Here is a 25,440-nt window from a genome sequence, read left to right on the forward strand (position 1 = left end):
TCAGGCGTTTACTGCAGGTCGAAACGGTCCAGGTTCATCACTTTCGTCCAGGCCGCCACGAAGTCGGTAACAAACTTCTGTTTTGCATCGCTGCTGGCATAAACTTCGGCCAGAGCGCGCAGGATGGCGTTGGAACCGAACACCAGATCGGCGCGCGTCGCGCTGTACTTCACTTCTCCGCTCTGACGATCGCGGCCTTCGAAGATCTCTTCACTGCCGTCGGTCGCACGCCATGCGGTGCGCATATCCAGCAGATTCACAAAGAAATCATTACTCAGCACGCCCACGCGGTCGGTGAACACGCCGTGATGGCTGCCGTCAAAGTTGGTGCCCAGGACACGCAGGCCACCCAGCAGGACGGTGAGCTCTGGGGCACTCAGCGTCAGTTGCTGCGCCTTATCCAGCAACAGGGTTTCAGTGGATGATCCTCCCTGTACGCGACGATAGTTACGGAAACCATCTGCCAGCGGTTGGAGTACGTTAAAGGATTCTACATCAGTTTGATCCTGACGAGCATCCACGCGGCCTGGGGTAAAGGGCACCTGTGCGCTGACGCCGGCTGCGGCTGCGGCCATTTCGATGCCGACGCTGCCCGCCAGGACAATGACGTCAGCTAATGAAGCTTTACCGGATTCCTGCTGGATCTGCTGCAGTTTCGGTAACACATCGTTAATGACGCTGGCGTTCACCGCCCAGCTGTTCTGGGGCGCCAGCGCCAGACGGGCACCGTTTGCGCCGCCGCGTTTGTCGCCACCACGGAAGGTTGAAGCCGAAGCCCAGGCCGCCGAAACCAGCTGGCTTACCGTCAAACCTGATGCAGCGATTTTCGCCTTCAGTTCACTGATATCATCGGCCGTCGGCTGATGCGTTGGCTGCGGTAACGGATCCTGCCACAGTAAATCTTCCTTTGGCACTTCCGGACCGATGTAACGCGCTTTTGGCCCCATATCGCGGTGGGTCAGCTTAAACCAGGCGCGGGCAAAGGCTTCGTTAAAGGACTGCGGATCGTTCAGGAAGCGGCGAGAAATCTTCTCGAACTCGGGGTCGAAACGCAACGTCAGATCCGTCACCAGCATGGTCGGTTTGCGCTTTTTCGCAGGATCGAACGGATCCGGAATAATGTCGTCAGCGTTGACCGCTTCATACTGAATCGCACCCGCCGGGCTGTGCGTTTTCACCCACTCATATTTGAACAGGTTCTCAAAGAAGTAGTTGCTCCACTGGGTTGGCGTTTGCGTCCAGACGACTTCAAGGCCGGAGGTAATCGCATCTGCACCCACACCGCTGCCGTGGCTGTTGTTCCAGCCAAAGCCCTGTGCTTCGATAGGTGAGGCTTCAGGATCGACGCCCACGTGACTGGCGGCGGCGGCACCATGGGTTTTGCCCAGGGTATGTCCACCCGCAATCAGCGCCACGATCTCTTCGTCGTTCATGCCCATGTTGCCGAATGTCGCGCGAATCGCTGGCGCGGCAGAAGCGGGATCGCCGCTGGCTTCAGGCCCCTCTGGGTTCACGTAGATCAGCCCCATTTCGGTCGCGCCCAGCGGTGCGTTAGCCAGGCTTTCCGGATGGCGATGGGCCAGCCACTCGGTTTCGTTACCCCAATCCACGTCCATATCCGGTTCCCAGACGTCTTCACGACCGGCACCAAAACCAAAGGTACGGAAACCTGAATTTTCCAGCGAAACGTTGCCGGCGAGGATATAGAGATCGGCCCAGGAAATTTTCTGACCGTATTTTTGTTTTACCGGCCACAGCAGGCGGCGGGCTTTATCAAGGCTGACGTTATCTGGCCAGGAGTTCAGTGGTGCGAAACGCTGTTGACCCCGGCCTGAGCCACCGCGCCCGTCGACGGTGCGGTAAGTACCGGCACTGTGCCACGCCATACGAATAAACAGGCCAATGTAGGTGCCCCAGTCGGCTGGCCACCAGGATTGGGAGTCGGTGAGCAACGCCCGGATGTCGGCTTTCAGTGCGGAGTAGTCCAGCGTGCTGAACGCTTCGCGGTAGTTGAAGTTTTCGCCGAGGGGATTAGAACGGTTGGAGTGCTGGTTTAGCAGATCCACGCGCAACATGTTTGGCCACCAGTCGCGATTGCTGGTACCACTGCCGGCTCCACGAGCCAGAACGCTTTCTTCTTCCGATTTACCGTGATGAAAGGGACATTTACCTGAAGCGGCTACATCATTATCTTTTGGCGTGCTCATTATCGGCTCCGTTGCCTTCACATTATTGACCTTAAGATAACCCTGGCGTTAGCAGGAATATAGTCGGATGGGCCGAAGGTATTGATAGCCGATAGCTCTCAAGCGCAGCGGAAAAACGCTGCGCCTGATGCACCTGTTAACTGCCGCGATAGGTAGACCAGCTCCAGGGCGAGATTAAAAATGGCAGATGATAATGGCTGGCGCTTTCCGTCAGCACAAAATCAATTTGCGCACTGACGTACAATGTTTCTCGTCCGCCTGCGCGGAAGTATTCGCCAATCGCGGCCGTCAGGCGGTACTGTCCCGGCGCAAGCGGCTCGGGTGTCAGATCCTTCAGGCGACCATCGTTATCCGTGATGCCCCGGGCACAGGTTACCCACCCTTGTGCCCCGTGCTGTTCCAGCAACATGGCTACGCCTGGCGCGGGTTTACCCAGCGCGGTATCCAGAATATGGGTGCTGATAGTGCTCATGAAAAACTCTCCTTAAGGCGCAGCAGGGTGATTTCCCGCAGTTGTTCCAGAGATTCCTGGCGCTCGCTTTCCGGGCTGTTGTCCAGCCGCCGTGTAAGTTCATCAAGCATATTCTGTGCGCTGCGCCCTTTCGCCCGGATCAAAAAGACCCGGTTAAAGCGCGCCTCATAAGCCTGGTTGCCCTGCACCATCGCCTGCTGTAACGCATCGTCTGCCTGTTGCATGGCCGCTTGTTCGCTGCGTGATAACCGTTTTTCCTTCTCGTCGCCCTGTGCCTTTTCCCCGATGCGCGGATGAGCTGAAAGCGCCTGATTCAGATCGTCTTCCTGCCAGGCCTGGGCCAGCCGTTGTGCCTCAGCCAGCAGGGCCTCAACGCTGTGAAACGGGCGGGCCGCCACCAGCGCCTGCTGCCAGCGAGGAATCGCGACGCAGTGCGAGAGCGCAAGCTGAGCGACGGCTTGCGGTAGCTGGTTAAAGGTGCCTAAATCCATCTTAATGCTGCTCCGCAAGGTGACATATCGTCTGCAAATAGGCCTGAACCGCCGGGGCGACATCGGCTTCATTGACCGATTCGGCCGGATGGTGGCTGATACCGCGATGGTTACGCACAAACAGCATGCCTACCGGCCAGCGTTCTGCGATTGCGATAGCATCATGGCCTGCGCCACTGGGCAGGGCCAGGCTGCGCCCCTGTACGGTTTCAACCGCGTGGCTCAACGCCTGTTGCAATCCGGCATCGCAGGCCGTCGCCGCAATGCGGTAATACTCATGAGATTCGAAGGTTAATCCCCGACGCAGCGCAATGGCTTCCGCCTGGGTCAGCAAGGCGGACAGCAGCGCTTCAAGCGGTGCGTCCTCGGGTCCGCGCACATCCAGCGACAGATTCACCTCGCCCGGAATGACGTTGACCGCGCCCGGTGCGCAGTTGAGCGTGCCTACCGTTGCCACTAACTGCCCCGGCTGTTCGCGCGTCGTGTGTTCAATAAACACCATCCATTCCGCCGCGGCCGCCAGGGCATCTTTACGATGCTTCATCGGCACCGTACCGGCATGGCCCGCCTCGCCCGTAAAGCAGCAGTTCAGACGACGGGCACCGTTGATCGCCGTGACCACCCCGAGCGCGAGATCTTCCTGCTCCAGGCAAGGTCCCTGCTCAATGTGCAGCTCCAGATAGGCCACGATATCGCTGACGTTGCGCGCGGCACGCTGGATCTGACTGGCATCCAGCCCCACGTCGCTCATCGCCTGGGAAACCGTGATGCCGTTGCCGTCAGGATGTGTCGGCCAGCTGTCAGGCCAGGTGCCGGTAATGCCGCGACTGCCCAGCAACGTGATGCCAAAGCGCGTGCCCTCTTCATCCCCGAAGCCGATGACTTCAATGGCCAGCGGCAATCGACGCTGGCGATCGTGCAGCCACTGGACGGTTTCAATGGCGCTCAGCACGCCTAGCATCCCGTCATAGCGGCCGGCGTTGCGTACCGTGTCCAGATGCGAACCCAATAACAGTGCGGGAGCGCCGGACTGCGCGGCCTCATAGCGACCGCAGATATTGCCCACCTCATCCTGCCAGACCGTCATACCGGCAGCCTGCATCCATTCGCCCACGCGCGCATTGGCCCGCAGGTGCTCTGGCGACAGGTAAACCCGTGTCAGGCCCTGATCGCTTTCACTGATCTCAGCCAGCGCGTCACAGCGCGCCATCACGCGCCGGGCGGCAATCTGAGCCTCGCTGGCATTCATCATCATGCATGGCTCCCATAGTGGTTCCATGCCGCCTGCGAACCGGCCCCCTGTGGCGTACGATAACCGACATGGGACAGGACCATTTCCAGCGCCGCCAGCGTTTGCATCACGCAGTCTTTACGCGCGTTATAACCCATGGTGCCGATGCGCCACACTTTGCCATGCAGCGGGCCAAAGGACGTGCCGATCTCAATGCCAAAATCCTCCAGCATGAGCTTACGCACTTCATCGCCATTGACGCCCTGGGGAATCACCACGCCCAGGACATTGCTCATCTTGTTACTGAGATCGCCAAAGGTTTCCAGCCTCATTCCCTGAATGCCTTTCAGCATCGCCTCGCCGTGAAGCTGGTGGCGGGCAATGCCGTTGTCCAGCCCTTCCTGCAGAATCAGACGCGCACACTCACGCGCGCCGAACAGGGCGCTGGTGGCTTCAGTATGGTGATTGAGCCGTTCCGGGCCCCAGTAGTCCATGATCATGCCGAGATCGAAATAGTTGGAGTAGATCATCTCGTCGTCACCATCCTGATGCGCGTCGGTGCGGATCCCCTGCTCCACGCATTTGCGCTTGCGGACTATCGCCGCCATCTCATCGCTCAACGTAATCGGGGAGGTTCCGGACGGGCCGCCCAGGCATTTCTGCATGCCCGCGGAGACCGCATCCAGTCCCCATGCATCGGTTTCCAGCGCATTGCCCGCCAGCGACGCCGTCGCATCGGTATAGAACAGCACGCCATATTTTTTGCAGATGGCACCCAACTCAGCCAGCGGCTGCAGCATGGTGGTCGAGGTATCGCCCTGCACGGTCAGCAACAGGCGCGGTTTGACTTTTTTGATGGCGTCTTCAATCTGGTCTGGCGTAAAGACCTCGCCCCATGGCACGTCAATCGTGTGCACATCGGCACGGCAGCGGCGGGCAATTTCACACAGCAGATGACCAAAACGGCCAAAGACCGGCACCAGCACTTTATCGCCGGGGCGAATCGCCGACAGCAGAATTGCCTCAATACCAGCGCGTGAGGTGCCGTCAATCAGTAACGTCCAGCGGTTTTCCGTGCGAAACACGCCACGATACAGCGCCATCACCTCATTCATATAGTGCGTCATGGCCGGATCGTATTGCCCGAGCAGCTGGCTCGACATCGCACGCAGCACGCGCGGATCGGCATTGATAGGGCCAGGCCCCATTAACAGACGCTGAGGAGGATTAATTTGCGGAAATTGAGAGATATCCATAGTGAATTCCTTGTTAAGCACTCAAAGACGCACAGAGGAAATAAACTGCTTTAGCTCCGCCGTCTGTGGAGAAGCGAACAGCGTTTTACTGTCGCCCTGCTCCCAGACGCGCCCCTGATGCATAAAGACCACACGATCGCCCACGTCGCGGGCGAAGTTCATTTCATGGGTGACGAGAATCAACGTCATGCCCTCGGCGGCAAGCTGTTCCAGCACTTTTAGCACTTCACCGACCAGCTCAGGATCCAGTGCAGAGGTAATCTCATCACACAGTAAGACGCGGGGTTCCATCGCCAGCGCGCGGGCAATGGCAACGCGCTGCTGCTGACCACCAGACAGGCTGGAAGGGTAATAATCCAGCCGCTCGCCCAGCCCCACTTTCTCCAGCATGCGCGCCGCCAGTTCGCGGCACTCCGCCTGGCTTTTTTTCAGCACCCGACGCGGCGCCAGCATGACGTTTTCCAGCGCCGTCATATGCGGGAACAGATTGAAGTTCTGAAACACCATGCCGACTGAGCGGCTGATTTCCCGCGCCTGGGAATCACGGTCGGTAATCGTCATACCGCCGAGTTTAATGCTGCCATCCTGATAGCCTTCCAGCCCGTTCATGCAGCGCAACAGCGTACTTTTGCCTGAACCGCTGCGCCCGATAATGGAGATCACTTCTCCCATATCGATATCCAGATCCACGCCTTTGAGAACGTGGTTGGTGCCGTAATACTTCTGCACCTGATTAATGGTGATGAGCGGCATTAAATTTTTTCTCCAGATACTGGCTGTAACGCGACAGCGGATAACACAGCAGGAAATAGCCCAGTGCCACCAGCCCAAAGACTTTAAAGGGCTGATAGGTCACGTTATTCAGAATGGTGCCGGCCTTGGTCAGCTCGACGAACCCGATAATGGATGCCAGCGCCGTGCCTTTGATCACCTGCACCGCAAATCCCACCGTGGGGGCAATCGCAATGCGAATCGCCTGGGGTGCGATGACCCGCGTCAGCGTCTGACCAAAATCAAGCCCGAGGCAGCGTGATGCTTCCCACTGGCCCTTGGGCAGGGCCTGAATACTGCCATGCCAGATATCCAGCAGAAACGCGCTGGTATAAAAGGTCAGCGCCAGCGAGGCGGCGGTCCAGGGCGCGACGTCGATACCGAACAGTCCGACGCCAAAGAAAGCCAGAAACAGCTGCATCAGCAGCGGCGTGCCCTGGAACAGTTCGGTATAGGCACGGATCACGCGCGTCAGCCATTTACGCTTTAACAGGCGTAAAAACAGCAGCGGCAGCGTGACCAGCGTGCCGCCTAAAAAGGCCACCAGCGACAGCGCGATGGTCCAGCGAGCCGCCAGCAGCAGATTGCGCAGGATGTCCCAGTCAGTAAAGGTTGTCATCATGCCTGCACCCCCAGCCATTTGCGGCCAATCGCCAGCAGCAGCTGACGCATCACAATCGACAACGCCAGGTAAATCAGCGTGGTCACCGAGTAGACTTCAAAACTCAAAAAGGTGCGCGACTGAATCAGGTTGGCGGCGAAGGTCAGTTCCTCGTAGGAGACCTGCGAAACCACCGACGATCCCAGCATGACAATGATGCACTGGCTCACCAGCGCCGGATAAATCCGCTGCAGCGACGGCGGCAAAACCACGCGTAAAAACGTCTGGCTGCGCGTCAACCCCAGAACCCGACCGGCTTCCCACTGCCCTTTTGGCGTGACCTGAATACCGGCACGGATAATTTCCGTACTGTAAGCCCCCAGGTTAACCAGCATGGCCAGCAGCGCGGCTTCACCCGCCGTGAGTTTCAGCCCCAGGTTCGGCAAGCCGAACACAATAAAGAACAGCTGCACCACAAACGGCGTGTTGCGTATCAGTTCAACATAGAGGCCCCACAGGCGGCTTAACCAACTGGGTTTACCACTGCGCAGCGCCGCGCCGATGATACCGATACTGACGCCCCCGACCGTTGCCAGCACGGTTAACTGGATCGTTACCCACAGGCCGGAGAGCAACTCCGGCCAGTACGGCCACAATGCAGGGAAATTAAGTTGCCCGGTCATTGCTCCGTCCTTATGCGCCCAGGTTGGCTGGCAGCGGCGCTTTCAGCCACTCTTCGGACATTTTATTCAGCGTGCCGTCTTTAATGCCCTGCTCGATCAGCGTATTCACTTTGTCTTTCAGCGCCGGCTCGTCTTTCTTCAATCCGATATAGCACGGAGAGTCTTTCAGCATAAATTGCGCAACAGGGGCTTTTGCCGGGTTCTGACGCGTAATGGCCGCGACCACAAGGTTACCCGTTGCCACGTACTGCACCTGGCCGGAGAGGTAAGCGGATAAGGTGGTGTTGTTATCTTCATAACGTTTCACCTGCGCATCCTTAGGGGCTACCTCACTCAGTACCATGTCCTCTACCGCACCGCGGGTGACGCCAACAGATTTACCGCTCAGTGCTGCGGCATCCTTCAGATGATCGCCTTTAGGACCGAAAACGCCCAGGAAGAACGGCGCATAGGCCCGGCTAAAGTCGATCACCTTTTCGCGTTCCGGGTTTTTCCCCATGCTGGAGATCACCAGGTCAACTTTGTCCGTTTGCAAGTAAGGTACGCGGTTCGCGCTGGTGACCGGCACCAGCTGCAACTTAAGTTTCATCTGCTTAGCCAGATACTTCGCCATGTCGATGTCATAGCCCTGGGGTTGCAGATCGGTTCCCACTGAGCCAAACGGCGGGAAATCCTGCGGTACCGCAACCCGCAGCACGCCGCGTTTCTGGATATCCTGCAGTTGATCGGCCAACACGTTGCCCGCCTGCACCATCAATACTGCCGCTGCTGCGACCGCCATCAGAACTTTTTTCATTATGCACCCCGGTGAGATTATGTGAAACAAAAGATTCTTATTGAAGGCATTCTGCAACTAATGTGCCAACGCGGACGCACGCTGAAAAATGCGACTTAATGGCTGATAAGCGCTATTTATAGCAATACAGAGGCATCAGACGTTGCCCCGCAGGACGTTCCAAAACGGGGCAAAGCACCAAAACGGTGCCTGTTAACGGTGCTCCAGCTCGTCAAGCTGGTGATAAAGATCGGCAATATGGTGAATGCGCTGGCGTCCGTCTGACAGCAGTTCATGCAGCAAGGCATTGGCAAGCAGGTTGATCAGGCTCATGGCCGACGCGTAACTGTCAAACGCTGACACGCTGTCCAGCGGTGCGCAAAACTGCCAGCGCGCCAGGGCGATAACGCTCTGCGCCTGAGGCTCGCACAGCGCCAGCACGGGAATAGCGGCGCTTTGCAACTGCTGCATCAGCGGCTGGATAATGCGGGTGCGCCGCCGGAAGGCGATAACCACGACCATATCCTCAGGCGTTATATCCACCAGGTCCTCGGCCAGCGTCTGTCCCGGCTGGGGCAGGATATGCACCTGCGAACGCGTCTGGATCAGCTGTTGGCGCAGGTGCAGCGCCACCGGATAGGCATTGCGCATGCCGACAATGTAGATACGTTTCGCCTGAGCCAGTTGAGCGATCACCTCAGTAAACTGCCGGGCATCAATGCTGTTTACCCACTGTGTCAGGTTGGCCATCTCCTGCTTGTAATGGCGCGACAGTAAGGTATTGCCCTGCACGGCATCGCGGTTATCCGTCAGCGGCATCCCGCTCTGGCGCAGGGTACGCAGCTCATCGCGCATATCTTTGTACTTGTCATAACCGAGCCGTTTAAATAGCCGGCTGACGGTCGCTTTTGACACGCCGCTCAGGCGCGCCAGCTCGGCGCTGTTATAGCTAATCAGATCGTCGAAGTGGTCAAAGATAAAGTCGGCAATGCGCTGCTCCTGCGGCGAAAGCTGGGGGTAGTGGGTTTTGAGCCGTTCATCAAGCTGTTTCATTCAGGTCCTGTAACTTTTGTTTCAACCGCGGGGTTTAACAGAAGCTAGCATAATTTGGGCCAGATAAACCGGTTCCGATCCTTCGCGGCGATAAAAACTGGAACGGCTCTTGCTTAGTTATTGGTTCTGTACCCTGAATAACACAATGAGAAGAGCATGATTCAGAGCAATATGGCCCCGCTGGGCATGGCGGTAACGCCTCATCATCTGGCCAGTGAAAGTGCGCTGGCGGTGCTGCGTGAAGGCGGCAATGCGATTGAGGCCATGGTGGCCGCTGCTGCGACTATTGCCGTCGTCTATCCGCATATGAACGGCCTGGGCGGGGACGGTTTCTGGCTGATAATGCCGGGTAAGGGCGACCCCATTGCTATCGACGCCAGCGGCAGAGCGGGTTCTCTTGCAAATATCGACTTCTATCAGGGTGAAACGCAAATTCCACATCGCGGGCCAAAAGCCGCATTAACGGTGGCGGGCACGGTGAGCGGCTGGCATGAGGCATTGGCGCTGTCAGCCGAGCTGGGCGGCACGCCCCTGCCCCTGGCACGATTACTGCGTGACGCGGTGCGTTACGCAGCAGACGGCATTCCGGTCACGGCCTCGCAGGCCGCGGCCACCCGCAGCAAGCGCGAAGAGCTCCAGCATCAGCCCGGCTTTTCCGCCCTGTTTTTGCCGGACGGAGATGTTCCGGCGGAAGGCAGTCGTTTCACCCAACCCGACCTGGCGCGCACGCTCAGCCTGCTAAGTGAAGAAGGGCTGGAAAGCTTTTATCGCGGCACGCTGGCGCACCATCTGGCACGCGAGATGGTCAACCTGGGCATTCCCGTTACCCTGGCCGATTTGCAGCAGCAGCGGGCCAGTCGGGTCAAGCCGTTGCATGTCAGACATAGTGAAGGCGATATCTGGAATATCACACCGCCGACGCAGGGGCTGGTTTCTCTGGCGATCCTGGGCATTACCGATCATCTGGATATGGCGAATGCCGATGAAGCACAAACCATTCACCGCATCGTTGAGGCGACAAAAAAAGCGTTTGCTTTACGCGATCGGCACATCACCGATCCCCGTCATGTGGTGGACGATCTGCAGGCGCTGCTCGACAGCGATCTGCTCACAACGATCGCCAGCCAGATTGATGATAACCGCGCCGCGCCATGGGGAACCGGACGAGGCCCCGGCGATACCGTCTGGATGGGCGTCATGGACAGCAGCGGCCTTTCCGTCTCTTTTATCCAGAGCATTTATCATGAATTTGGCAGTGGCGTGGTGATGCCCGGCACCGGGATCGTCTGGCAAAACCGCGGAGCGGCTTTCAGCCTCGATCCCGATCACCTGCTGGCACTCGCCCCGGGTAAACAACCTTTCCACACGCTGAACCCTGCCGCGGCGCGCCTGAAAGACGGCCGGACGATGGTATATGGATCCATGGGCGGTGACGGACAGCCCCAGACCCAGGCTGCCATTTTTACCCGCCATGTGATCCAGCGCCTGCCGCTGCAACAGGCGGTCAGCGCACCCCGCTGGCTTTTGGGGCGAACGTGGGGACAGACCTCGGATTCCCTCAAGCTGGAGAGTCGCTTCGCGCCAGAAACGCTGGAGCGGTTACGTCAGTTAGGCCATGAGGTGGAGTCACTTCCGCCATTCAGTGAAGTCGTCGGCCATGCAGGTGCGATTGTTCGTCACAACAACGGTATGTTCGAAGGCGCAAGCGATCCGCGTAGCAACGGCAGCGCCGCCGGTTTTTGACAGGAGTACGTTATGAATCACATTGAGTGGGCAACCTATATCGCCCAAATGGAACACATTCTTCATCTGGAGCTGGACGACGCACGCCGTGCAGCCCTGCTGGTCCAGATGACGCGCATTGCCGATATGGCGGCCCCGCTGATGGCTTATCCGCTGGACGATCGTCTTGAAGTTGCAGGAGTGTACAACGCATGAGGCTGAGCGAGGTTTCCATTCAGGCACTTCAGCAGAAGATTCAGCAGGGAGAGATCAGTGCGCGCGAAGTGGCGGAGCAGACGCTGACCGCGATTGAGAAACAGAATCCGCAGCTGAATGCCTGGACGGATATCACTTCAACGCGAATGTTGCAGGAAGCGGATGCGATTGATAAACAGCGCCTGCGCGGTGAGATGTTACCGCCGCTGGCGGGCATTCCCTATGCGGTAAAAAACCTGTTTGATGTGCAGGGTTACTCAACCCTGGCTGGGGCTGAATTATTTGGTCAGCGCCCGGCAGCCAACCGTGACGCCTTTGCCATCGCCCAACTGCAGCAGGCCGGCGCCCTGCTTTCTGGCATGGTGAATATGGATGCCTATGCCTACGGTTTTACCACTGAAAACAGCCACTATGGCGCCACGCGCAACCCGCATGATCTGGCGCGGATCGCCGGGGGATCCTCCGGCGGTTCAGCGGCAGCCGTGGCGGCCGGACTGGTGCCTTTCTCGCTGGGCACGGATACCAATGGATCGATACGCGTGCCGGCTTCCCTGTGCGGCATCTTTGGCCTGAAGCCAACCTTTGGTCGCCTGTCCCGCAGCGGTAGCCATCCGTTTGTCGCCAGTCTGGATCACATCGGTCCCTTTGCCCGCCGCGTTGACGATCTGGCGCAGGTTTACGATCTCCTGCAGGGTAAAGACAGCATGGATGCCTTTCAGGCCGATCGGCCTCAGGCACCCACGCGGCCTCAGTTGGAACGGGGGGCACAGGATTTGCGCTGTGCGGTTCTGGGCGGCTTCTTTTCGACGTGGTGTGATCATGATGCCCGTGCCGCGCAGATTCAAATCGCGACCGCGTTGCAGGCTAGTGAGGAAGTGATTATGGCGGAAGCCGAACTGGCCCGCTCAGCCGCCTTTATTATGACCGCGTCAGAAGGCGGCAATCACTATCTGCCGGCGCTGCGTCAGCAACCTGAACGGTTCGAACCTCATTCCCGTGAGCGCCTGCTGGCGGGCGCGATGCTGCCGGGTGCGTGGTATGTGCAGGCGCAACGCTTCCGTCGTCATTTCCAACAGCAAATACTGCCGTTGTTTGAGCGGTTTGATGTCCTGATCGCCCCCGCCACCCCTTGCAGCGCGCCGCTGATAGGTCAGGAAACTATTGCCATCAACGGGCAGAACTTGCCGACCAAGGCCAGCATGGGCATGTTAACCCAACCGATCTCTTTTCTCGGCCTGCCCGTCTGTACTGTTCCACTGGCCACGGCAAGCGGCTTGCCGATTGGCGTGCAGCTTATCGGTGCGCCGTTTAACGAACAGGCGGTATTACGAGCCGCCTTTGCCCTTGAACAACAAGGCCTGACATTTTCGCCTACCTGTATGGCTGGAGCCTGATGAATACTGAAGAGATTAACCGCCCCGACGTGCTGGATGCCGTAACCGCCGCCTTTAACCGTTACGAACAGGCGCTGACGGGCAACGATATTGCCGTTCTGGATGCGCTGTTCTGGCACGATGCCAGAACGGTGCGGCTGGGTGCCGGAGAGAACCTGTACGGCATTGATGAGATTCGCGCTTTCCGTGCCGCCCGCCCTTCGGCGGGGCTGGATCGCACCTTACAGAATACGGTGATCACTACCTTTGGCGATGCCTTTGCCGTGTGCAGTACCGAATTCACCCGTGCAGGCACGGAGAAAATTGGCCGTCAGCAACAAACCTGGGTGAAATTCCCCTCAGGCTGGCGCATCGTCGCGGCCCAGGTCAGTCTGATGAGTTAAACCGAACCCTTGCGCCAGAGGCAAGGATGCCTCACCTTCATGCTGGTCGATCATCGTCCCGGTGACCAGTGCAGGCCCCTCAGGAAAGGGAGGCGGCATCCCCAGTTGGCTTTCCGGCGGGACCGTGCTCTGCCGCGCGTTCCCGCAGCCAGGCAATCATCTCTTCACTTCCCTCCTGGCTGGTTGTCCGCGCAGGCCAGGCAAGATAATAGGGTTTACTGAGCGGCAGACATAAGGAATCGATCGCCAGCAACTCGCCCCGGGCCAGTTCCCCGGCAATCATGTGACGTTGCCCTAACAGCATCCCCGCGCCTGCCACCGCCGCATCAATCGCCAGTGAGGTCAGATTAAACGTCAGGCCGGGCTGCGCCACGGGCTCAGGGAGTCCTTTTGCCTCAAACCACGCAGGCCAGTCCGGCAGAAAACGTCCCTCTTTCCCCCAGTCGAGATGAATCAACGGAGCCTGGTTTAATCTGTCTGCGGCAGCAAAGGTATTGATCAGCGCGGGACTGGCGACCGGAAAAACCTCATCATGGAACAGATACTGTTTGTTCAGCCTGGGATAGGCCTCTTCCCCAAAGCAAATAACAAAATCAGCCGGGGTTTTACTGAAGTCCACGTCGGCGTGCGTGCCATGAAGAGAGAGGCCGACATGCGGGCAGCGCGCGCGCCAGTCAGACAAATGCGGCAGGACCCATTTTGATGCCAGTGCGGGAAGCGCATACAGCGTAAGCTGAGCGGCGGTATCTTTTCGCCCGATATTCCGTTGACCAAGCTGCAGTATATCGAAGGCTTCCGACACGTAGCGGAGATACTGCCTGCCCATCTCAGTCAGCATGACGCCATGCTGAGTCCGTAAAAACAGGACGCAGCCAAGGTGATCTTCCAGCTGACGAATCTGCTGGCTCACCGCGGCTGGCGTCAAGGCCAACTGCGCCGCCGCCTTTGTCAGGCTGCCGGTTTCCGCAGCGACCTTAAATGACTGAATAACGTTAATTTTAGGCAGGCGCAACGACGGCGTGGGCATTAAGGCTTCCTTATCAGGGTCTTAAATATTTATTGGTATTCAGTACAATCGGGCCTCGTTACAGTGATGACTAAATAATCACGCGTAGGAAATAAACGATGTCTGAATCTCTGGTACGCACTGACTTACATCCTCTGTCCAGTCACGCCTGGCGTCAACAGTGTCGGACGCAACTTCATCAGCAGGGCGCGCTGGTGCTGCGCAATTTTTTACAGCCCGCCGCCTTAGCGGCCATCGTCGCAGAAGGCGATGCGCAACGCCACCGTGCTTACCATACCCAAAGTAAGCATAACGTCTACCTGATGAAAACGGACCCTGCGTTTAGCGATACGCATCCCCGGAACCGCGAAGTCAGTAGCACTAAGGGCTGTATTACTGATGACGTCATCGCGCCGGATTCTCCGCTGCGTCAGCTCTATGACGATGCACTTTTTCAGTCTTTTTTGTGTGAGGTGCTTGATGAAGAGGCGTTGTATCCCTACGCCGATCCTTTGTCGTCCATTAACCTTCACTATGCCTCGCACGGGAAAGAGCTGGGATGGCATTTCGATAACTCGTCGTTTGCCATCACGTTACTGGTGCAGAAACCAACCGGCGGCGGGCGGTTTCAGTATGTGAAAGATCTGCGGGATGCCGATGCGGGCGAGATGAATTATCCGGGCGTGGCCGACGTGCTGGATGAACAGCAGCCCGTCGAAGAGCTGGCAATTGAAGCCGGTGACCTGGTACTGTTTCGCGGACGTAATTCCCTGCATCGCGTGACGCCTACCGAAGGCGACGTGACCCGGATGCTGGCGGTGCTGGCTTACAATACCGCGCCCGGCATCGCCTTGTCTGAGACGGCCCGGATGACATTTTACGGTCGGTTGTAAACGGCACCTGCGAGCGGATAGGCTCAGGCCACACGGGGCGTTCCGCCCTGCGTGGCTTAACCGGCCGCGTGCATCCACTGGCGCAGATTTTTTAACATCGTCATACAGCGTTCAAGCTGTTCAACACTGACAAACTCATCTGCTTTGTGTCCCTGTTCCATACTTCCCGGCCCACAAACCAGGGTCGCTATTCCCATCTCGTTAAATAACCCGCCTTCGGTGCCAAAGGCCACCGTGGTGAAGTCGTCTTGCCCACTCCACTGCGCCAGCCAGCGGGCAAAGTCGGTCTGCGGATCCGTCAGCAAGCCGGGATAGTCGCTCAGCGGCTGAAAGACAATGTGACATACCGGATCAATGCGCTGCATTTCAGGCATCAGCTCAGCTTCGGCGAAGTGGCGCACACTGTCATACAGGTTCTGGACATCCGTATCGGGCAGCGTTCGCCACTCCACATCAAACTGGCAGGTTTCAGGCACAATATTGAGTGCTGTTCCGCCCTGAATCGTGCCCACCTGCAGCGTGCTGTAGGGCGGTTCGAACCGTTCATCACGTTGCTGCCTGAGCGCCGCTTCCTGATGCAACAGATGCGCAATTAGCCGCCCGGCATAGTGAATCGCGTTGACGCCCTGGTGCGTATAGGCGGAATGGCAGGCAAGGCCCTGTACCCGGCAGCGCACCGCCCGCTTTCCCTTATGTCCGTAAACCGGCTGCATGCCGGTCGGCTCACCCACGATACACATCGCAGGCTTTGCCGCTGAGGCATTGAGCATCGCCACCAGCGAGCGCACGCCCAGGCAGCCGACCTCTTCGTCATAGGAAAAAGCAAGATGTAAGGGCATGCGGAGGGGCTGTTGCAGAAAGTCATCCAGCGACGCCAGCACGCAGGCAATAAAGCCTTTCATGTCGGCGCTTCCCCGCCCATAACATCGCCCGTCACGCTCCGTCAGGGCGAAAGGCGGAACGGACCAGTTTTGTCCCTCAACCGGCACCACGTCCGTGTGCCCTGACAGCATGACCCCGCCCTCGCCGTCCGGCCCCAGACGCGCATACAGATTGGCTTTTTTACCGCTCTCATCAAGCAGCCACTGCGTCGTCACGCCTCTGTCAGTCAGGTAGTCGTCAATAAACTGAATCAGGGCCAGATTTGACGCCCGACTGGTTGTGTCAACGGCCAGCAGTGAGGCCAGAATCGCCCTTAAACGATCATTCATCGCCGGGCACGCCATAGGAGGGAGCCTCACGCGGATCCAACGCGCGCGTGACATAGGCTTCCATCTGCGGTTCATAGGCAAGCCACAGTTGCGTCAGTTGTCCAACAGGATCGCCCTCTGTCCAGTCGATGCGCAGATCCACCAATGGCCAGGTGTAGTCATCCACCAGTTTGAGCGCGGCAGAATGTAACGGTCCGGCTTCTCCGCCCGCCGCTACACCGGCCTGAAGGGCCGCAAGCAGCCTGCTGGCCAGTTCACCGGAGGCCGCAGCAAAAGCCGCACACATTGCTGCCGTCACGCCTTTGTCCGCCAACATATTACCTGCGGCGATACAGTTTTTTCCTTCAGCCACGCTCCAGATCCCCAGGGTTTGGCTGCCACTGAAAAACGCCGTATTCCCCTGGATATCGATTGCGGCGACCTGACGGTAGTCACTGAATCTGTCTTCAGCCAGCGCCAGCTTGAGCGCCACATCGAGCGCGCGGCCCTGATCCAGATACACCAGAATCTGCTGCCCCAGAGAAGGCAACGTAATGTTCTGGCTGGATACGGCCCCCACGCCAGCCTGCAGCCAGGGGCAGCGCGCGCCCACGGCGATGCTGGATGAACTGATGGCGATGCCAAGTTGACCGGTTTCTTCACAACGTGCCGTTACCGATAAGGTCATTGGGTCGCTCCACCTTTCCAGTCATCCGGAATCACCGCAATGACATCTATTTCCATCAGCCACTGCGGCTGCGCCAGGGCTGAAATCACCAGACCAGTCGAGACGGGGAAAACGCCTTTAAGCCATTTTCCCACTTCACGGTACACCGGCTCGCGATAGCGCGGATCGATAATATAGGTGGTGGTTTTGACGATATGCGACAAGTCGCTTCCTGCCTCTTCCAGCAGTTGCTTCACATTTTTCATCGCCTGCGCCGCCTGCGCAGCCGGATCGCCCAGGCCAATCAGATTGCCGTCGAAGTCAGTGCCGACCTGGCCCCGCAGATACACCGTGTTACCTGCACGCACGGCCTGGCAGAGATCGTTGTCCAGCGTTTGATTGGGATAGGTTTCTTTGGTGTTAAACATCCGAATACGTGTATGGGTTGGCATAAAGACAGTCTCCTGGTTCAGTTTTCTGAAGCGGCACGGTAATCCTGATACTGGCGCTGGATAGCAATATGGTCGGCGACATATTTTGCGTCATGCCACACGCCCCAGATAAACGAGGACCCCCGGCGCGACTGCCAGGGAAGCCCGAGAAAATAGAGCCCGGACTCGGTGGACACGCCGCGTTGATGAACGGGTCTGCGCTTCTCGTCAAAGGCGTTAACCTTCAGCCAGCTGTAATCGGTGGCATAGCCCGTTGCCCAGATGAGGGTGGTGATCCCTGCGCGGACGAGATTGAGCGACTGCACAGGATGCGAGATGCTTTCCGGATCGGGCAGAAACGCGCGCGCGGCCGGATCCTCGGGCAAATCGAGGCCATGCCGTTTTACCCAGGCATCTGCCGCGTCAAGCAGGGATAAATAGTTTTCATCACCCGAGGCGATGTTTTGCGCCAGATCGGGCTTAAAGGTCACGACATCACCGGAAAAGCGCTCCGTTAACCCGACCAGGTTGATGCCCTGTTCCGCCAGCCTGCGAAAGTCAACGGTGTGGCCGCCTCGCGCGCCGCTGACCGCAATGGTGACGTGCTCTTTACCCGGTTGACTGGCAGCAGCATCCCACAGGCCGAGCACACCTAACCACCAGCAAAAATCCCGGTTGCGATAACGGCGCGGCGGCCGATCGTGCGGCCCAACAGAGAGCCAGACGTCTTTTCCTGCACGCTGCAGCTCATCGGCAATCTGCACCCCTGACGAGCCTGCGCCGATCACCAGCACGCCGCCTTCAGGCAGTTGTTGCGGGTTGCGATAGTCTGCTGAATGCAATTGAGTGAATCCCGCATCCGTGGGCGCAATCGCGGGGATAATGGGCTTCTGAAAGGGGCCTGTGGCAACGACCACGCGTTGAGCGACGAGCGGGCCTTCAGAGGTGAGGACATCGAACCCGCTGCGCCCGGCACGGGGCGCCACGCTGATGACCTCGACGCCCGTCTTGACAGGGGCTTTAATGTGTTGCGCATAGGCTTCAAAATAGTCCGCGATCTGTTCTTTAGGCACAAAGCTGTCGGGATCTTGCCCCGAAAACGTCATGCCGGGAAACCGGTCGTGCCAGGCCGGGCCGTTGGCGACCAGCGAATCCCAGCGGCGGGTCCGCCATGCCTCAGCAATACGTTTTTTTTCCAACACGCAATGCGGAATGCCGAGCCGCCCCAGATGCTCGCTCATGGCGATACCGGCCTGTCCTGCCCCAATCACCAGGGTGTCTGTTTCTTGCTCTGTTATTGTCATTCCACCATCCTCAAGCCCGCCGTTTCAATGACGTGTTCCTGACACGCGATAGCGCCAAGACTATTTGAGGCAAGTGAATGGGTAAAATATTATAAAGCTAATATCTGAATAAGAAATTAATAAGCAAAGGATGTGCAGCCGATTATTATGGCCACCCAACGATTACAACGCGGAATGACTCAACACCGTGGTCAAAAATACTTTTCCTTTTCTTACCGAACTGCACGATAAATGCACCCTGCTTTTCACGCCGTCGGCCCTAATGCACTATTCTGGCAATAGTCCATAAAAAGTTTTGTTGGGCGCGTCGGTTCATTATGACTTAACCAGGCCATGATTAACGTCGAGGCTTCCATCTCATCTTCAATATCAATCTGCGCAAGTTTTTCACCGTCATAAGTCATATCCGTGTAAGGCCGGGTGACCAGCACGGAAAAGCCTAATCCCTGCCCCACCATGCACCGTACCATTTCGATGGAGGGCGAACTGTAGGCAACCTGCGGGTGATAACCTTTGCTTTTGAAAATATTGATGAAGTAATTCCTGCTGGGTACAGCATCCAGTAAAATCATGGGTTCCTGACTCAGCTCACGCAATGTGACGAGGGATTTTTGCGCCAGCGGATGCTTTACTGGCAAGAGCGCATAGGGTTTATGCGGCGCGTTCAACGCCGCTTTTTGTATCGTGTTATCCAGCTCAAGATCGTACAGGAAAGCCAGGTCGAAACGTCCGCGATGGAGCCCGTGCATCAGTTCATGCTGCTCGCCATCGTAAAGTTCAATGGTGATGTCGGGATAACGCTTTTTGAAGCCCGCAATCAGTTTTGGCATGTACAGCGGTGCCGCAGATTCGAAGCAACCTATTGCAATCGTTCCTGAAATCAGCGTGTTATCTGCACGTGAATTTTGCTCAAACTCATGCGTCAGGCGTAACAGCTCCTGGGCTTTTTCATAAAAACGGCGGCCACCGGGCGTCAGAGAAACCCCTTGAGCATGATGACGGATCAACAGCTGCTGATCGAAGGCGTCTTCCAGATTTTTAATGGAGACAGAGATAGAGGGCTGTGCGATATGCAGCTGGCGCGAAGCTTCAGCAATGCTTTCTGTCTCTACGACGGCGACAAAATACCTGAGCTGTTTAAGTGTAAAGCGACTCATAGCGTTACCTCTGTTTTTTATGGCTACCCGGAAGCCTTGCTTCGTTTTCGACTAAGTAGCGCTGCAAATGCTGTGCCACATCACGTTCAGTTAGCCTGCGTGCCCTTTATTCAAAAATACCGCCCGCCTGTTTTTTTAGCCGCAACCGATCGCGACGCTCAAAAAAAGAAATTGCACCAATAACTCTCACGTTGCGTCTTAATGATCAGCGCCCTGCCCTAAATAAGCGCAAAAAGGGAAGCAATACGCAAAATATTCCCCTGTGATATTAAAAAGACGTCATTTAAAAAGGCAGATAGCCATTGGATAGTTTTTTTAAAATCAGAACCAAAGAAATTACTAATTGCTATCGTTCCCGTCATGCCGCCATAGTGAATTACAGAATTAAATGACTAACCCTCTTCTGTTTAATGTGAGCAAGCCCATGACATTTAACTGGAACTATATGTTCAGTCTGTTTAGCGACGCTAACTTTTGGCTGGCGACCTGGACCGTCATCAAACTGAGCCTGCTGACCTGGGGAATGAGCATTATCGCGGGATTTATTCTGGCGCTGGCCAAGCAGTCGCGCCATCCCTTGTTGACACTGCCTGCCCGATTTTATATCTGGCTCTTTCGCAGCCTGCCCTTACTGGTTCTGCTGATCTTTGTTTACAACCTGCCTCAGGCAGTGCCCGCCACGTCGGCGATATTGAGCGATCCGTTTTGGGCCGGGTTTATCGCGCTGACCATTTGTGAGAGCGCCTACATCGCGGAGATTCACCGCGGTGGGCTGCTGTCAATTCCCAGGGGCCAGAGCGAGGCTGCCCGGGCACTGGGACTACGCTATGCCGGTATTCAGTGGCGCATTATTATTCCGCAGGCTCTGCGTGTGGCCTTGCCAGCGCTGGCGAACGAATACATCGCGATCGTGAAGCTGACGTCGCTGGTCTCTGTTATCTCACTTACCGAAATTTTGATGGTCGGCCAGCGGCTTTACTCGCAGAACTTTCTGGTCATGGAAACCATGGCTGCCGTGGCCTTCTATTACGTGCTGATCGTCACCGTCTTTGATTTCCTGTTAAAGCAGCTGGAGCGCTATCTTGACGTCACGCAGCGTCAGCCTTCCGGCAAACCCGATGCGCAACTGTTCGACCTCGCACAACGCACGGCGGTGAGCCCGGTTCGTCAGGCAGTGCACGACAGCGGGCCAGCGTTGCAGGCCCTGCGTCTTCACAAGGCTTACAACAATGTTGAAGTACTGGGCGCAGTGAACCTGCAGATCCACGCTGGTGAGGTGGTCTCGGTGATCGGGCCTTCAGGCTCGGGAAAAACCACGCTGATTCGCCTGCTCAACGGCCTGGAGCAGATCGATAACGGTGAGATTCGTATTAACGGAAAACCTTTTATTCACCTTCGTCAGCAGGGAGAACAACGTAAGCCACGCTTCATTGAGCATACCGAGCACCGCCTCAACATTGGGATGGTTTTTCAGAGCTTCAACTTGTTCAGCCACCTCAACGTTATGGATAACCTGATGCTGGCACCGCGCTATCACAAGCTCGCGCCCACCCAGGCCTTAAAGCAGCAGGCCGCCGCGCTGCTTTTCAAAGTCGGCATGCTCGAACATGCGTGGAAATACCCTCATCAGCTCTCCGGTGGTCAGCAGCAACGCGTGGCTATTGCACGCGCCTTAATGATGCGCCCCCAAATCATGCTGTTCGACGAACCCACGTCAGCGCTGGACCCTGAAAAAGTGAATGAAGTCCTTCAGGTGATTGAAGCCCTGGCAAGCGAGGGCATCACCATGGTGATCGTGACCCATGAGATGAACTTTGCCTTCAAAGTTTCTGACCGAATTGTCTTTATGGAAAAAGGACGCGTGGTCTGTGACGACGCACCCCAGGCGCTGCGCGATGGCCAGCATCCGCGCGTGGAAGCATTTCTGAAGGATGTCTCGCTGGCGTAACGATGTATTCAACACGAGGGCACGACCATGATTGAACAGTGGCAGGTAGATCAGTATCACCAGCAGGGATTTCTGGTAGTTGAACATGTCCTGACAAGCGAGGAAATCGCCGCGCTGCAGCACGATTTTGACCAATGGGTTGAGGAAAGCCGCAGCCAGAGTGCCCCCTGGGGCAATACTCAGGATGGCCGTTCGCGTTTCGACATTGAGAGCGATCACAGTGCCGACCATCCTTCTTTGCGTCGCGTGAGCTCACCAAACGACATCTCTGCCGCCTATCGCCATGCGGCACTGCAGTCACGAATGGCGCAGATTGCCGGGCAGTTAATTGGTGGCAGCGGCGCACGCTATCATCACAGCAAGATCAACTCGAAGCTGCCCCATACCGCAACGAAAGTGGAATGGCATCAGGATTTCCTGTTCACCCCGCACAGCAACGACGATATCGTGACCGCGCTGCTGATGGTCAGTGAGGTCACGCCGGAAAATGGCCCGCTGAACGTGGTGCCGGGCAGCCATCGGGGACCACTGTATTCGCACTGGCAGGACGGGCGTTTTACCGGGGCCGTCGAGCCTGAGGTGGTGAAAGAGCAGTGTCAGCAGCCCAGCGCCTGCTTTGGTCCCTCCGGGTCCGTGTGCTTTATGCACACAAGGCTGCTGCACGCCTCCAGCCCCAATGAAACCGAGTGGCCGCGCACGCTGTTTATCGCCGTGTACGCGGCGGAAGACGCGCTGCCTTTCGGTGAAAACCCCTTGCCCAGCCCGGATGCCGGAACGCTGGTTTATGGTGACGAAAGCGGCATGGTCCGCAGCACCCCAAATGAACTTCGCCTGCCGCAGAAACCGCGCGGAGCCTCGTTCTTTGTTCAGCAGGCAGGTCAAGATCTTGCCAACGTCTGATTGCGCCTAACAGAGAGATAATAATGATGAAAACATGTGTATTAAGTCTGCTTGCCGCAGGCGCTGTCCTGGCGTCATTTAACGCCTCAGCCTTTTTACAACCAGGTAAAATCATCGCCGGATCGGATATGACCTTCTTTCCGTATGAATACATGAAGGATAATAAACCTGCCGGCTTTGACATTGAGTTTCTTGATGGCCTGGCAAAAGTGATGGGCCGTCAGGCCGTGAATATTGATACCCGTTTTCCTAACCTGATCACCGGTTTACAGAGTAACCGGTTCGATATCACTAACTCGTCGATGTATATCACCGCCGATCGCATGAAAGTGATCGACATGATTCCCTACCTGAAAAGCGGCGAGGCTATCCTGTCGCTGAAGGGAAGTGATTATCAACCCAAGACGCCTGAAGAATTCTGCGGCCATAAAATTGGCTCGATGGGCGCCACCTCCTGGCTACAGCAGTTGCATAAACTGTCTGACGATTACTGTGTGAAAAACGGTAAGCCCCCTATCGCGATCAGCGAATATGCGACCGATCCTCAGACGACTCAGGCGATGCTTTCCCATGCGGTGGAAGCGCAGATCACCGATGCCGCGGTGGCGCGTGGCGTTGTCCAGAAGCTGGGCGACCGCATCCAGATATCTTCCCCGACGCTCATCTATCCCGTATTAAACGGTTTCGGCGTGAAGAAGGACAATACGGAGGTGAAACAGGCCCTGGTTGCGGCGCTGGAAGCCTACAGTAAAACGCCAGAGTATGCCGCACTGCTCAAAAAATACCATTTTGAAGCGCCGACGGCGGACGATCTCAAGACCTTGATGCCTAAGCCTTAATCTCAAACGCGTGCCGGGCACGCGTTCATTTTCTGGAGGTAATATGGCGCTTTCTTTCGAAGAACAAACGCGTATCGATCTGGCGGCAGCCTTCCGCATTATTGCCCACCTGGGCATGCATGAGGCGGTAGCGAATCATTTCAGTGCCGCTGTCTCACCGGATGGTAAGCAGTTTCTGATGAACCCAAAGTGGAAACACTTTTCACGCCTTCGCGCCAGCGATTTACTGCTGCTCAATGCTGAGGATGCATCCTGTGCAGAGTGGGATGATGTTGATGCCACCGCCTGGTCCATTCATGGGCAAATTCATCAGCGGCTGCCAGAAACCCGGGTCGTGATGCATCTGCATCCGGTTTACACCACCAGCGTTGCCTGCCTGGCGCAGCCGCACATTCCGCCTGTCGATCAAAACAGCGCGCGCTACTTCAACCGCATCGCGGTAGATACGTTATACGGTGGCATGGCCGATACGAAAGAGGAAGGCGCACGTCTGGCCAGCCTGCTGACCGATAAGCGTCGTCTGTTAATGGGCAATCACGGCGTCATGGTTACCGCCCAGACCATTGGCGAGGCCTTTGATGACATCTGGACGCTGGAGCGCGCCTGCCAGATTTTGGTCACCGCCTGGTCTACCGGGCAACCCTTGAAAGTCCTGAGCGATGAGGTTGCGGAAAAAACGGCCCGCGACTGGGAAGGTATTCCCGACTTCTCTCTGCGGCATTTCGAGGAGATGAAGCAGTTGATGATTGAGGCCGATCCCGCCCTGTGCGACTGAGCGCTTCCACGCACGGCTGTCACGCAGGTGACAGCAACAGAGAGAGCACGTGGCGACAGCCTTTTGCCGCCACGCGCTTGCCGCCCGGAAGCGATTACGCTTCTGAAGCGGGATGCGTTTTTATCCAGTGCTCGGCAATCTGCTGCCGGGTACAGATCCACACATCCTTATGCTGCTGAATGTGGTCAAGGAAGTTTTGTAGCGCGCGGAATTTTCCCGGGCGCCCTAACAGGCGGCAGTGCATCCCCACCGACATCATTTTGGGCGCGGTCTCGCCCTCTTCATACAGCACGTCGAACGTATCGCGCAAATATGTGAAGAACTGCTCTGCGGTGTTAAAGCCCTGGGGCGATGCAAAGCGCATATCGTTACATTCGAGCGTATAGGGAATGATCAGATGCGGTTTTACCGTACCATCCTGACAGGTAACCTGCGTCCAGAAGGGCAGATCGTCGCCATAATAGTCGCTGTCGTAACTGAATCCGCCCTGTTCGACCACCAGACGACGCGTATTCGGGCTGTCGCGTCCGGTGTACCAGCCCGTCGGCGCCTGACCAAACAGATCCGTTAACACATCCACCGCCTGCTGCATGTGCTGACGCTCGGTTTTAGCATCGATGCCCTGATAGTGGATCCAGCGCCAGCCGTGACTGACCACGTCGTACTTCGCCTGTTTAATGGCGTCTACGATTTCCGGATGACGCGCCAGGGCCATCGCCACACCGAACACGGTGAGGGGCAATCCCCGTTTCTGAAACTCGTTATGAATGCGCCAGAAACCGGCTCGGGAACCGTATTCATACAGCGATTCCATCGACATGTGACGATCGGGATAGCTGGCGGCACCAATGATGTCAGACAGGAACTGCTCTGAACCCGTGTCGCCATGTAATACGCTGTTCTCGGCCCCCTCCTCGTAGTTGAGCACAAACTGCACCGCCACCCGCGCTTTTTTGGGCCACGCCGCATGAGGAGGATTCGCGCCGTAACCGATTAGATCGCGCGGGTAATTTTTATTGAAGCTGTAGGTTTTCTTATCCTGGCTTTCAGTCATAACTTGCATCCTGTCGGTGAA

The 25,440-nt window shown here is 57.0% G+C and carries 26 protein-coding genes; 9 read left to right on the forward strand and 17 right to left on the reverse strand.

Annotation, left to right across the window (positions count from 1 at the left end; genetic code table 11):
* Positions 1-8 precede the first annotated feature (8 nt).
* The 10 genes from katG to hpxU all read right to left on the reverse strand — a co-directional run bounded on the left by katG (position 9) and on the right by hpxU (position 9,540).
* Positions 9-2,207 (reverse strand): catalase/peroxidase HPI, encoded by a 2,199-nt coding sequence (katG, locus tag QLG08_RS00065; protein ID WP_014592998.1) that lies wholly within the window; start codon positions 2,205-2,207, stop codon positions 9-11.
* 136 nt (positions 2,208-2,343) lie between these two features.
* A complete protein-coding gene (uraH, locus tag QLG08_RS00070) occupies positions 2,344-2,679 on the reverse strand; it encodes a hydroxyisourate hydrolase (protein ID WP_013024759.1) in 336 nt (111 codons plus the stop codon).
* Positions 2,676-3,170 (reverse strand): 2-oxo-4-hydroxy-4-carboxy-5-ureidoimidazoline decarboxylase, encoded by a 495-nt coding sequence (gene uraD, locus QLG08_RS00075; protein ID WP_014606512.1) that lies wholly within the window; start codon positions 3,168-3,170, stop codon positions 2,676-2,678. Before uraD ends, uraH begins: the two co-directional genes overlap by 4 nt.
* Before the next feature lies 1 nt (position 3,171).
* Positions 3,172-4,425 (reverse strand): allantoate amidohydrolase, encoded by a 1,254-nt coding sequence (hpxK, locus tag QLG08_RS00080; protein ID WP_273761039.1) that lies wholly within the window; start codon positions 4,423-4,425, stop codon positions 3,172-3,174.
* Complete coding sequence (locus QLG08_RS00085) at positions 4,422-5,657, reverse strand: alanine--glyoxylate aminotransferase family protein (protein ID WP_273761040.1); 1,236 nt, start codon at positions 5,655-5,657, stop codon at positions 4,422-4,424. Before QLG08_RS00085 ends, hpxK begins: the two co-directional genes overlap by 4 nt.
* Positions 5,658-5,678: 21 nt before the next feature.
* On the reverse strand, positions 5,679-6,410 hold the full coding sequence (locus QLG08_RS00090) for an amino acid ABC transporter ATP-binding protein (protein ID WP_014592994.1): 732 nt from the start codon (positions 6,408-6,410) through the stop codon (positions 5,679-5,681).
* Positions 6,391-7,047: an amino acid ABC transporter permease gene (locus tag QLG08_RS00095; RefSeq protein ID WP_024471625.1), complete on the reverse strand. Its 657-nt coding sequence runs from the start codon at positions 7,045-7,047 to the stop codon at positions 6,391-6,393. Before QLG08_RS00095 ends, QLG08_RS00090 begins: the two co-directional genes overlap by 20 nt.
* Positions 7,047-7,712 (reverse strand): amino acid ABC transporter permease, encoded by a 666-nt coding sequence (locus tag QLG08_RS00100; protein WP_013024753.1) that lies wholly within the window; start codon positions 7,710-7,712, stop codon positions 7,047-7,049. The genes QLG08_RS00095 and QLG08_RS00100 overlap by 1 nt, the downstream gene beginning before the upstream one ends.
* A 10-nt stretch (positions 7,713-7,722) precedes the next feature.
* Complete coding sequence (locus QLG08_RS00105) at positions 7,723-8,508, reverse strand: transporter substrate-binding domain-containing protein (RefSeq protein WP_014592993.1); 786 nt, start codon at positions 8,506-8,508, stop codon at positions 7,723-7,725.
* A gap of 192 nt (positions 8,509-8,700) precedes the next feature.
* Positions 8,701-9,540, reverse strand: coding sequence for a MurR/RpiR family transcriptional regulator HpxU (gene hpxU, locus QLG08_RS00110; RefSeq protein ID WP_013024751.1), 840 nt, complete (start codon positions 9,538-9,540; stop codon positions 8,701-8,703).
* Positions 9,541-9,696: 156 nt separating this feature from the next.
* Here hpxU and QLG08_RS00115 point away from each other — a divergent pair, with 156 nt between their 5' ends.
* Genes QLG08_RS00115 through hpxZ form a run of 4 tightly spaced genes read left to right on the forward strand, consistent with a single transcriptional unit; the run spans position 9,697 to position 13,255 of the window.
* On the forward strand, positions 9,697-11,283 hold the full coding sequence (locus tag QLG08_RS00115) for a gamma-glutamyltransferase family protein (RefSeq protein WP_019106330.1): 1,587 nt from the start codon (positions 9,697-9,699) through the stop codon (positions 11,281-11,283).
* Positions 11,284-11,295: 12 nt separating this feature from the next.
* Entirely contained in the window at positions 11,296-11,478 is a 183-nt protein-coding gene (gene hpxX, locus QLG08_RS00120; protein WP_013024749.1) for an oxalurate catabolism protein HpxX, read from the forward strand.
* The gene (locus QLG08_RS00125; RefSeq protein ID WP_273761041.1) at positions 11,475-12,872 is read left to right on the forward strand and encodes an AtzE family amidohydrolase; all 1,398 of its coding nucleotides are present in this window, start codon (positions 11,475-11,477) and stop codon (positions 12,870-12,872) included. Before hpxX ends, QLG08_RS00125 begins: the two co-directional genes overlap by 4 nt.
* Positions 12,872-13,255: an oxalurate catabolism protein HpxZ gene (gene hpxZ, locus QLG08_RS00130; protein WP_013024747.1), complete on the forward strand. Its 384-nt coding sequence runs from the start codon at positions 12,872-12,874 to the stop codon at positions 13,253-13,255. Before QLG08_RS00125 ends, hpxZ begins: the two co-directional genes overlap by 1 nt.
* 79 nt (positions 13,256-13,334) lie before the next feature.
* Here the strand turns inward: hpxZ and QLG08_RS00135 are convergent, their stop codons facing one another.
* Positions 13,335-14,282 carry a LysR substrate-binding domain-containing protein gene (locus QLG08_RS00135; RefSeq protein ID WP_028714844.1) on the reverse strand — a complete coding sequence of 316 codons (948 nt, stop codon included), beginning with the start codon at positions 14,280-14,282 and terminating at the stop codon, positions 13,335-13,337.
* A 98-nt stretch (positions 14,283-14,380) separates the two neighbouring features.
* On the opposite strand from QLG08_RS00135, the gene QLG08_RS00140 reads away from it, so the two are divergent.
* A complete protein-coding gene (locus QLG08_RS00140; protein WP_015700904.1) occupies positions 14,381-15,154 on the forward strand; it encodes a 2OG-Fe(II) oxygenase family protein in 774 nt (257 codons plus the stop codon).
* Between the two features lie 56 nt (positions 15,155-15,210).
* Here the strand turns inward: QLG08_RS00140 and argE are convergent, their stop codons facing one another.
* The 5 genes from argE to QLG08_RS00165 form a co-directional block, all read right to left on the reverse strand.
* Positions 15,211-16,380: an acetylornithine deacetylase gene (gene argE / locus QLG08_RS00145; RefSeq protein WP_072138588.1), complete on the reverse strand. Its 1,170-nt coding sequence runs from the start codon at positions 16,378-16,380 to the stop codon at positions 15,211-15,213.
* Entirely contained in the window at positions 16,358-17,032 is a 675-nt protein-coding gene (locus tag QLG08_RS00150) for a DUF1028 domain-containing protein (protein ID WP_014606524.1), read from the reverse strand. Before QLG08_RS00150 ends, argE begins: the two co-directional genes overlap by 23 nt.
* On the reverse strand, positions 17,029-17,463 hold the full coding sequence (locus tag QLG08_RS00155; protein ID WP_013024742.1) for a RidA family protein: 435 nt from the start codon (positions 17,461-17,463) through the stop codon (positions 17,029-17,031). Before QLG08_RS00155 ends, QLG08_RS00150 begins: the two co-directional genes overlap by 4 nt.
* 17 nt (positions 17,464-17,480) lie before the next feature.
* On the reverse strand, positions 17,481-18,746 hold the full coding sequence (locus tag QLG08_RS00160) for an NAD(P)/FAD-dependent oxidoreductase (RefSeq protein WP_078829222.1): 1,266 nt from the start codon (positions 18,744-18,746) through the stop codon (positions 17,481-17,483).
* A 245-nt stretch (positions 18,747-18,991) separates the two neighbouring features.
* The gene (locus QLG08_RS00165; protein WP_013024740.1) at positions 18,992-19,903 is read right to left on the reverse strand and encodes a LysR substrate-binding domain-containing protein; all 912 of its coding nucleotides are present in this window, start codon (positions 19,901-19,903) and stop codon (positions 18,992-18,994) included.
* Between the two features lie 424 nt (positions 19,904-20,327).
* On the opposite strand from QLG08_RS00165, the gene QLG08_RS00170 reads away from it, so the two are divergent.
* Genes QLG08_RS00170 through QLG08_RS00185 form a run of 4 tightly spaced genes read left to right on the forward strand, consistent with a single transcriptional unit; the run spans position 20,328 to position 24,365 of the window.
* Positions 20,328-21,851, forward strand: coding sequence for an amino acid ABC transporter permease/ATP-binding protein (locus QLG08_RS00170; protein WP_014606526.1), 1,524 nt, complete (start codon positions 20,328-20,330; stop codon positions 21,849-21,851).
* A gap of 27 nt (positions 21,852-21,878) precedes the next feature.
* On the forward strand, positions 21,879-22,751 hold the full coding sequence (locus tag QLG08_RS00175) for a phytanoyl-CoA dioxygenase family protein (protein WP_282472763.1): 873 nt from the start codon (positions 21,879-21,881) through the stop codon (positions 22,749-22,751).
* Between the two features lie 23 nt (positions 22,752-22,774).
* Positions 22,775-23,590: an ABC transporter substrate-binding protein gene (locus tag QLG08_RS00180; RefSeq protein WP_282472764.1), complete on the forward strand. Its 816-nt coding sequence runs from the start codon at positions 22,775-22,777 to the stop codon at positions 23,588-23,590.
* A 43-nt stretch (positions 23,591-23,633) separates the two neighbouring features.
* Positions 23,634-24,365, forward strand: coding sequence for a class II aldolase and adducin N-terminal domain-containing protein (locus QLG08_RS00185; protein WP_014592986.1), 732 nt, complete (start codon positions 23,634-23,636; stop codon positions 24,363-24,365).
* 94 nt (positions 24,366-24,459) lie between these two features.
* Here QLG08_RS00185 and puuE read toward each other — a convergent pair whose 3' ends face one another.
* Positions 24,460-25,419 carry an allantoinase PuuE gene (puuE, locus tag QLG08_RS00190; RefSeq protein WP_014606528.1) on the reverse strand — a complete coding sequence of 320 codons (960 nt, stop codon included), beginning with the start codon at positions 25,417-25,419 and terminating at the stop codon, positions 24,460-24,462.
* Between the last annotated feature and the right edge of the window lie 21 nt (positions 25,420-25,440).

The sequence above is a fragment of the Pantoea sp. V106_11 genome (assembly GCF_029967885.1).
Classification (GTDB): Bacteria; Pseudomonadota; Gammaproteobacteria; order Enterobacterales; family Enterobacteriaceae; genus Pantoea; species Pantoea ananatis.

What these genes read in the sequence shown, in the direction of transcription:
- hpxZ (WP_013024747.1), top strand. Translation starts at nt 12,872, where the DNA reads ATGAATACTGAAGAGATTAACCGCCCCGACGTGCTGGATGCCGTAACC.
- QLG08_RS00150 (WP_014606524.1), bottom strand. Translation starts at nt 17,032, where the DNA reads ATGACCTTATCGGTAACGGCACGTTGTGAAGAAACCGGTCAACTTGGC.
- QLG08_RS00180 (WP_282472764.1), top strand. Translation starts at nt 22,775, where the DNA reads ATGATGAAAACATGTGTATTAAGTCTGCTTGCCGCAGGCGCTGTCCTG.
- QLG08_RS00085 (WP_273761040.1), bottom strand. Translation starts at nt 5,657, where the DNA reads ATGGATATCTCTCAATTTCCGCAAATTAATCCTCCTCAGCGTCTGTTA.
- QLG08_RS00105 (WP_014592993.1), bottom strand. Translation starts at nt 8,508, where the DNA reads ATGAAAAAAGTTCTGATGGCGGTCGCAGCAGCGGCAGTATTGATGGTG.
- QLG08_RS00160 (WP_078829222.1), bottom strand. Translation starts at nt 18,746, where the DNA reads ATGACAATAACAGAGCAAGAAACAGACACCCTGGTGATTGGGGCAGGA.
- QLG08_RS00185 (WP_014592986.1), top strand. Translation starts at nt 23,634, where the DNA reads ATGGCGCTTTCTTTCGAAGAACAAACGCGTATCGATCTGGCGGCAGCC.
- katG (WP_014592998.1), bottom strand. Translation starts at nt 2,207, where the DNA reads ATGAGCACGCCAAAAGATAATGATGTAGCCGCTTCAGGTAAATGTCCC.
- argE (WP_072138588.1), bottom strand. Translation starts at nt 16,380, where the DNA reads ATGGCGTGCCCGGCGATGAATGATCGTTTAAGGGCGATTCTGGCCTCA.
- QLG08_RS00165 (WP_013024740.1), bottom strand. Translation starts at nt 19,903, where the DNA reads ATGAGTCGCTTTACACTTAAACAGCTCAGGTATTTTGTCGCCGTCGTA.
- QLG08_RS00115 (WP_019106330.1), top strand. Translation starts at nt 9,697, where the DNA reads ATGATTCAGAGCAATATGGCCCCGCTGGGCATGGCGGTAACGCCTCAT.
- QLG08_RS00175 (WP_282472763.1), top strand. Translation starts at nt 21,879, where the DNA reads ATGATTGAACAGTGGCAGGTAGATCAGTATCACCAGCAGGGATTTCTG.
- uraH (WP_013024759.1), bottom strand. Translation starts at nt 2,679, where the DNA reads ATGAGCACTATCAGCACCCATATTCTGGATACCGCGCTGGGTAAACCC.
- QLG08_RS00095 (WP_024471625.1), bottom strand. Translation starts at nt 7,047, where the DNA reads ATGACAACCTTTACTGACTGGGACATCCTGCGCAATCTGCTGCTGGCG.
- QLG08_RS00135 (WP_028714844.1), bottom strand. Translation starts at nt 14,282, where the DNA reads ATGCCCACGCCGTCGTTGCGCCTGCCTAAAATTAACGTTATTCAGTCA.
- uraD (WP_014606512.1), bottom strand. Translation starts at nt 3,170, where the DNA reads ATGGATTTAGGCACCTTTAACCAGCTACCGCAAGCCGTCGCTCAGCTT.
- QLG08_RS00140 (WP_015700904.1), top strand. Translation starts at nt 14,381, where the DNA reads ATGTCTGAATCTCTGGTACGCACTGACTTACATCCTCTGTCCAGTCAC.
- hpxK (WP_273761039.1), bottom strand. Translation starts at nt 4,425, where the DNA reads ATGATGATGAATGCCAGCGAGGCTCAGATTGCCGCCCGGCGCGTGATG.
- QLG08_RS00170 (WP_014606526.1), top strand. Translation starts at nt 20,328, where the DNA reads ATGACATTTAACTGGAACTATATGTTCAGTCTGTTTAGCGACGCTAAC.
- QLG08_RS00155 (WP_013024742.1), bottom strand. Translation starts at nt 17,463, where the DNA reads ATGCCAACCCATACACGTATTCGGATGTTTAACACCAAAGAAACCTAT.
- QLG08_RS00100 (WP_013024753.1), bottom strand. Translation starts at nt 7,712, where the DNA reads ATGACCGGGCAACTTAATTTCCCTGCATTGTGGCCGTACTGGCCGGAG.
- QLG08_RS00125 (WP_273761041.1), top strand. Translation starts at nt 11,475, where the DNA reads ATGAGGCTGAGCGAGGTTTCCATTCAGGCACTTCAGCAGAAGATTCAG.
- hpxX (WP_013024749.1), top strand. Translation starts at nt 11,296, where the DNA reads ATGAATCACATTGAGTGGGCAACCTATATCGCCCAAATGGAACACATT.
- hpxU (WP_013024751.1), bottom strand. Translation starts at nt 9,540, where the DNA reads ATGAAACAGCTTGATGAACGGCTCAAAACCCACTACCCCCAGCTTTCG.
- puuE (WP_014606528.1), bottom strand. Translation starts at nt 25,419, where the DNA reads ATGACTGAAAGCCAGGATAAGAAAACCTACAGCTTCAATAAAAATTAC.
- QLG08_RS00090 (WP_014592994.1), bottom strand. Translation starts at nt 6,410, where the DNA reads ATGCCGCTCATCACCATTAATCAGGTGCAGAAGTATTACGGCACCAAC.